This is a genomic window from Marivita sp. (assembly GCF_017643905.1).
In the GTDB taxonomy this organism is placed as follows: domain Bacteria; phylum Pseudomonadota; class Alphaproteobacteria; order Rhodobacterales; family Rhodobacteraceae; genus Marivita.
The window spans coordinates 1-6,055 of sequence record NZ_JAEPMO010000201.1; the positions used below are offsets into that span (position 1 = coordinate 1).

Below are 6,055 nucleotides of genomic sequence, written 5' to 3' on the forward strand. Positions count from 1 at the left end.
AACCGTCCACTCAGGACAAGGCTGGGCACGGCGATGTGCGGCAGGTGCTTGACCGCATCGTGCTGCGCCCGCGCACCGAGCAGTCTGGCGTGGCCGTTGGCGTTGTCGGTATGGGCAAGAAAGGCGGCTTCGGCACGCATGCGCCCCTCGATCAGAGCTGCCTTCTGGATTTCGTGCCGGGCGGCAAAACGCCGATCCTGCAACGTGAGAACCCGCGCCGCCCGTTCACGCGGGTCGTCGATACCTCGGAACTCGTGGATCGGGTAAGATCGCCCCGTAGGCCCGCCCGGTGCGGTGACGGCCAAGGCTAAACGCCTGACGCGACCGGGCGCAAGCGCAGTCAGGTGCAGCGCGATCATGCCGCCGAAGCTTTCACCGAGAACCATCGCCTCAGGCCAATCGAGCGCATCGAGCAGTGCCAGCGCGTCGCGGGCATAGTCCTCCATCGACCAAGGGCCGTCGGGTTGATCGGTCCTGCCAAGCCCGCGCGGATCGGCGGCAGCGATCGTAAAGCGCGCGGCAAGCGCCGAGGTAAAAACCGGCGCCTTGAGGCCAAGGTCAAAGCTCGATCCACCCAGAAACAACAGGTGCGGACCTTCGCCTTCGACCCGGACGTTCACTGTGAGCCGTGCTGTTCTGATCCGCCGGATCATGCGAAGGCTCTCCTCGGCGTCCGCAATTCGGGAACCGACAAGCCCGACCAGACAAAGCTTGCCACTGCTGGAACCGCGACCCAGATGCCAAGCACTGAAGCGGTTTCCTCCCCTCGACGCATTGGGATCGAGAGCAATTTCAGAAGTGGTACGGCCAACGTCCTGCCGCCGCTCCACACGAGCCTGACAATGACTCCCGCTACAGCACCGCTTACCAGAAGACCGGCGCCGAAAGTCAACAGGTCTATCGCGCAGATATCCGCGCTCATCCCTGGCGGGCCCGTATGGCTCGAACCAGCGGCAGAAGCAGCATTGCCGCCGCAGCGAGGATCAGTGCGACCGCGATAGGGTGGTGGGTGAAGAACTGAACGAAGCTGCCGTTCGTGATGATGAGTCCCTGGCGCAGGCTGATCTCAAGGGTTGGCCCAAGAACCATGCCGATCACCAGTGGCGCCATCGGGTAACCCTGACGCCGCAGCACGAACCCAATGACTCCTGCCGCCGCCATGACCAGCAGATCGAACGGGTTGCCCCGAACGAAAAACACCCCAAGCGTGCACAGCAGTGTTATGACGACCAGCATGTAAGCCTCGCGCAGCCGCAACAGCGGGGCCGCGACGCGGCTGACCAGCATTCCCAACGGCAACAGCATGAGGTTGACCACAAAAAAGCCGGTGAAGATTGCCGCGATCAGAATGGGATTGTCCTGCATCAAGCGGATGCCCGGCGTGACGCCGTGTAGGGTCAGCGTAGCCAGCATCACCGCAGTGATGGCGTCGCCAGGAATCCCTAACGCCAATGTTGGCACCAGCGCGCCACCAGTGACGGCGTTGTTGGCCGATTCCGATGCGATCAGCCCATCGGGTTCGCCCTTGCCGAAATTCGCACGCGTGGGTGCAGAGCGGCGCGCCTCGGCATAGCTAATGAAGGCTGCCGTGGCGGCGCCCGTTCCCGGCATGATCCCTATGACATTGCCGATGGCCACCGATTTCAGCAGACCACCGATCCTGCCACGCCATTCCCCAAGTTTCGGCAGCACGATGCCGCGGAAATCGATCAAGGCGACGTTTGCTTCGTCGCGTTGCGATGCCCGGAGCAGAACCTCGGACAGAGCGAAGACACCGATGACAACGGCCAGCAGGTCGAACCCGGCGATCAGCTGGAAACTGCCGAATGTGAAGCGCGGTTCGCCGGTTAGCGGATCGCCCCCGACGACCGACAGGAACAGGCCCAGAACCCCCGCAATCAACCCCTTGATCAACGAACCTTCCGATACCGAAACAATGCAGGTCAGGCCAAGCACGATCAACGCGAAAGTCTCAATTGGCCCGAAATTCAGCGCAAATGCCGCCAGTTGCGGTGCCGCAAGGATCAGAACCACGGATGACGCAAGTCCGCCGACAACCGAGGCCATCGTCGCCCATCCAAGCGCCTTTCCGGCCTCGCCCCGCAGTGCCATGGGGTAACCGTCAAAGCAGGTTGCAGCCGACTGGGGTGTGCCCGGAGTGTTGATCAGGATCGCGGAAATCGAACCGCCGTAGACCGACCCGGCATAGATCGCCAGCAAGAGCAGGATGGCGGGCGCCTGGCTCATGGTCAGCGTGAACGGCAGGATCATGGCGACGGCGACCGTCGATCCGATGCCCGGCAAGGCCCCGAGAACGATGCCAAGCATCGTGCCAAAGGTCAGGACGAGCAAGCCTTCGACGGTGAAGATCAGGGAAAGGGCCTGTGGTAGAAGGTCAAGCATCTCAGATCCACCAGAACAACGGCGACGTGGGCAGCGGCATCGTCAGAATGTGGTTGAACAGCGCGACCAGCGCGCCAGGCACACCAAGCGCGACAACCGCAATCCCAAGGGGAGACCGGACGCCGAGAAGCAGAAGAAAGGCCACCGACAGCACAACCGACGCGGCAAAAAAACCGAGATCGGGCATCACCTTCACGTAGACCACAAGGAGTGCCATCATAACGAGGACAGAGCGCAAACCTTCGAGCGCCCATCCTGTCCCGGACCTGAGGTCTGTAAGCAGGTTCAGCGCGGCAAGGGCGATCAAGGCCCCCAGAACGATGCGCGGGAAAAAGCCAGGGTCAAAGGCCGATCCCATGTCAGACGCCGGGAACCGGCTGGCGGTGACAAACAGCGCGATGGACAACAATAAAAGGATCAGCGCGACAACAGCGCGTTCGGAATTCAAGCTCAGCGTCATGAGATGGGCCTCTGAATGATGTGACCTGCACCCGGCGATGATGCCAGGTGCAGGCAGTGAGAGTCAGAGCCCGGCTGCTTCGATGATGGCGCCGTTCGCCTTGTACTGCGCGCGGTAGAATGCATCGAAATCTGCGGCATTGCGGTAATTTAGTACCGTGTTGGTCTTCTCGGCAAAGGCTTGGAAGCCGTCTGAGGCAATGGCCTCGCCGCACGCATTCGAAAGCGTCTCGACGACCTCGGGCGGTGTACCCGCCGGCGCAAAGAAGCCGCCCCAGAGATACAGTTCGTTGAGGGGTGGCTCGATGCCAATTTCGGTTGCCGTCGGCACGTCCCGCATCGAAGCGAGACGTTCAGAGTTGAACACGACGAGTGGGCGCAAACCGCCGCCCTGCATCAGAATCTCGGTATCTCCAAAGAACTGGATCGTGCCAGCCGCGATGCCCTGAAGCGCAGGCCCCGAACCCTGGAAGGGAAGGTGGCGAACATCGTCGATCACGCCTAGTCCCTTGAACGCGGCAACAGCGGTCAGGTGCGTGATGGCACCAGGTCCTGACGATCCATATAGCAGCGTACTCGGCGCTGCGCGGATTGCTTCAACGGCCTCTTCGATGCTCGTGTAGGGGCTGCTTTCGGACGTGAAGAGAACTGTCGGAGATGCAGCAACAGAACAGATCGGAGACCAGCTGTCGAGGCCGTAGGGGACGTCGTTTATCTGTGGCTGGATCGTGGATACCGTGATCGAGAAATAACCCAGCTGGTACCCGTCGGGCCGCTGACCGGCCAAGGCACCCGCCGCAATCGTGCCGCCACCGCCTGCGGTGTTGGAAACGAATACGTCGCCATCCAGAGCTTCGGCGAAGTGAGGCGCAAAGCCCCGGATCAACAGGTCGGTTCCCCCGCCCGCGTTAAACGGCACGACCAGGTTGATCGGGCGTTCCGGAAAATCCTGCGCCTGGGCGGCTCCCCCGATGGCCAGCGCAAGCCCGGCAGCCACGATTGCGGACGTTTTCAGTTTCTTCATGATATCCTCCCTAATATGAAACTTCCCTTATTGGTAACGTTGTCATAAAATTGGTAACGTTGTCAAACTCTCAAAAATCTCCTAGATTAATGTTGCAAGGCCACTTGGGAGGAACCCATGGCAAAGACGGCGCCACGTCCGACGCTCCGCGATGTTGCGGACCATGCCGGGGTCAGCGTGATCTCCGCGTCGCGCGTAATGCGTGAGGCTCCGAACGTTTCTGAATCGCTTCGCGTCCGCGTCAAGGTGGCAGCGACCGCGCTGGGGTATACCCCAAATCGCATTGCGGGATCTTTACGCGGCCAATCCTCGGATCTTATCGCCGTAATCGTGCCGTCGATGTCGAACAACGTTTTCCCCGATATTCTCGATGGCATTGACGCCGCCTTCCAGGGCTCGTCGCTGCGCACGGTGCTGGGCATGTCGCGCTACGACATGGCGGAAGAAGAAGCGATTCTGCGCGATCTCTTGTCCTGGAACCCCTCCGGGGTCATCATCAGTGGGCTTGAACACAGCGCGGGTGCCTCCGAGATCCTGTCCGGCCTGCAGTGCCCGGTCATTGAAGTCATGGACAGTGACGGGGAACCCATCGACACGAGCGTCGGGTTTTCCATGTCCAGCGCCGGGCACATCATGGCCGATCATTTCGTCGAACGCGGCTATCGCCGGATCGGATATGTCGGAGCCTGGGGAGAGCGTCCGGCCCGATCACGCAAGCGCCGCCTCGCGTTCGAAGCCCGTCTTGCCGAAAACGGGCTGTCCTTGGTTGATCATCAGATCGAGGACGCGCAATCGTCCTTTGCAACCGGTGCCGCGGGGCTGACGACGCTGATGTCGCGCAGTCCCAATATTGATGCCGTGTTCTTCGCCAACGACGACCTGGCGCTTGGGGCAATGATGCATTGCCACGCTCACGGAATCCGCGTGCCGAATGACCTTGCCTTGGCGGGGTTCAACGGCCTTGACATCCGGGACGGGATAACGCCGCGCCTGACAACGATCCGCTCGCCGCGGGCGGAAATCGGTGCGCGAGCGGGACAGATCATGCTCGACCGTATCGGGGGGCGGTCAGATGCGGAACGTGGTCGGATCGACATGCCCCTGAGCTTTCTGCCGGGAGAGACGACCTGACGTCCTGACCTATTGGGGCAACGATGTCTTGCAGATGTCGAGCGCCGCGAGGCCTCGCGGCCTCGGTGACCTGTCTTTCCACAGGCTGCTGGCGCCCCCCGACGGCATATACAGCGCCGCAGCGCCCGGTACCGATGCTGGCATGTAAGCGCGTTCGAGATTCCAAACGAATGGAAACTCTCGAGCCCGTCACTGTGTCGTCCGTTGCTGCTTGAGCGCGGTGACTATTTGCAAAACAACGCGCTTTCGAGTGCGCCGGGTGTCATGCTTGAGGAAGACACATTTTTTGCAGCCAATAGTTTGCCGGTGCTGGTTAAGATGGTTCCGTGCTTGCAGGGTGGCATTGGCCAGCCCGACATAGCGCACACCTGCAAACGTGATACTCATCGCTCCTATCATCTGATCGTCGATCAAGTCTCCTTAGGTTCGCGCTGGCTGGCCGTGGGCGGCAGTTCGAGTGCAATATAGGACTCCGTACGAGGCCGGTAGATGCGGTTTCGGCATGCTGCATCGAAGGACATGCCACCAAGTCGTCCCCAGAGCAGGCGGTTGATCCAGAAATGGCCGACCACCACGCCGACTGGCTCGTTTCGGCCCGTCACAAGCCGCTCAACCTCTCCAGCCCGATCCCAGACATCGCGCAGGCACTCGCCGCCCGGAATGGGGGTTTCGGCATGGCACTTGCGCAGGCTCAGCCCGAGATCGGACTTGTCGCGCCCTTCGTAGTCACCGAAGTCGATCTCCATCAGTGCGGCCGTTTCGACCGGGGTCATGGAAAGTTGGCGCGCCAGTGGCTGCGCAGTTTCGATTGCACGCGAAAGCGGGCTGGTAAGGATGAAGGAGATCGGTTCCGACGCTAGCAACTGTATCTGTCAGGGAGCCTTGGCGACCCATTTCTGACGGTTTTTGCATAGCGCGTTCGCGATGGTGAGCAGCTTTCTGGCGACGGCGGTGATGATAACCTTGTGCGGCTTACCAGCCTTGCGGAGACGAGCTGCGAAGGACCTCAGGTTTGGGTTGTGATGTGCTGCGACTAAG

Annotated in this window: 7 protein-coding genes and 1 pseudogene; 1 reads left to right on the plus strand and 7 read right to left on the minus strand. The window is 61.2% G+C overall.

Features of this window, described 5'->3' with window-relative positions; translation table 11 throughout:
- From JJ869_RS21230 to JJ869_RS21245, 4 genes are all read right to left on the minus strand, one after another.
- A partial coding sequence (locus JJ869_RS21230) for an alpha/beta hydrolase (RefSeq protein ID WP_292270467.1) occupies nt 1-653 on the minus strand: 653 nt, incomplete at its 3' end.
- A gap of 265 nt (nt 654-918) precedes the next feature.
- Nucleotides 919-2,403, minus strand: a complete 1,485-nt coding sequence (locus JJ869_RS21235; protein ID WP_292270468.1) for a tripartite tricarboxylate transporter permease — start codon at nt 2,401-2,403, stop codon at nt 919-921.
- Between the two features lies 1 nt (nt 2,404).
- Nucleotides 2,405-2,863, minus strand: coding sequence for a tripartite tricarboxylate transporter TctB family protein (locus JJ869_RS21240; protein ID WP_292270471.1), 459 nt, complete (start codon nt 2,861-2,863; stop codon nt 2,405-2,407).
- 63 nt (nt 2,864-2,926) lie between these two features.
- Nucleotides 2,927-3,886, minus strand: a complete 960-nt coding sequence (locus JJ869_RS21245; RefSeq protein ID WP_292270473.1) for a tripartite tricarboxylate transporter substrate binding protein — start codon at nt 3,884-3,886, stop codon at nt 2,927-2,929.
- A 117-nt stretch (nt 3,887-4,003) separates the two neighbouring features.
- On the opposite strand from JJ869_RS21245, the gene JJ869_RS21250 reads away from it, so the two are divergent.
- Nucleotides 4,004-5,017, plus strand: coding sequence for a LacI family DNA-binding transcriptional regulator (locus JJ869_RS21250; RefSeq protein WP_292270476.1), 1,014 nt, complete (start codon nt 4,004-4,006; stop codon nt 5,015-5,017).
- A 189-nt stretch (nt 5,018-5,206) separates the two neighbouring features.
- Here JJ869_RS21250 and JJ869_RS21255 read toward each other — a convergent pair whose 3' ends face one another.
- The 3 genes and pseudogenes from JJ869_RS21255 to JJ869_RS21265 form a co-directional block, all read right to left on the minus strand.
- Nucleotides 5,207-5,431 carry a hypothetical protein gene (locus tag JJ869_RS21255; RefSeq protein ID WP_292270478.1) on the minus strand — a complete coding sequence of 75 codons (225 nt, stop codon included), beginning with the start codon at nt 5,429-5,431 and terminating at the stop codon, nt 5,207-5,209.
- Nucleotides 5,428-5,880, minus strand: coding sequence for a histidine phosphatase family protein (locus JJ869_RS21260; RefSeq protein ID WP_292270481.1), 453 nt, complete (start codon nt 5,878-5,880; stop codon nt 5,428-5,430). The genes JJ869_RS21255 and JJ869_RS21260 overlap by 4 nt, the downstream gene beginning before the upstream one ends.
- Nucleotides 5,881-5,889: 9 nt before the next feature.
- Nucleotides 5,890-6,055 (minus strand): annotated as a pseudogene (locus JJ869_RS21265) (IS110 family transposase); the annotation flags it as partial.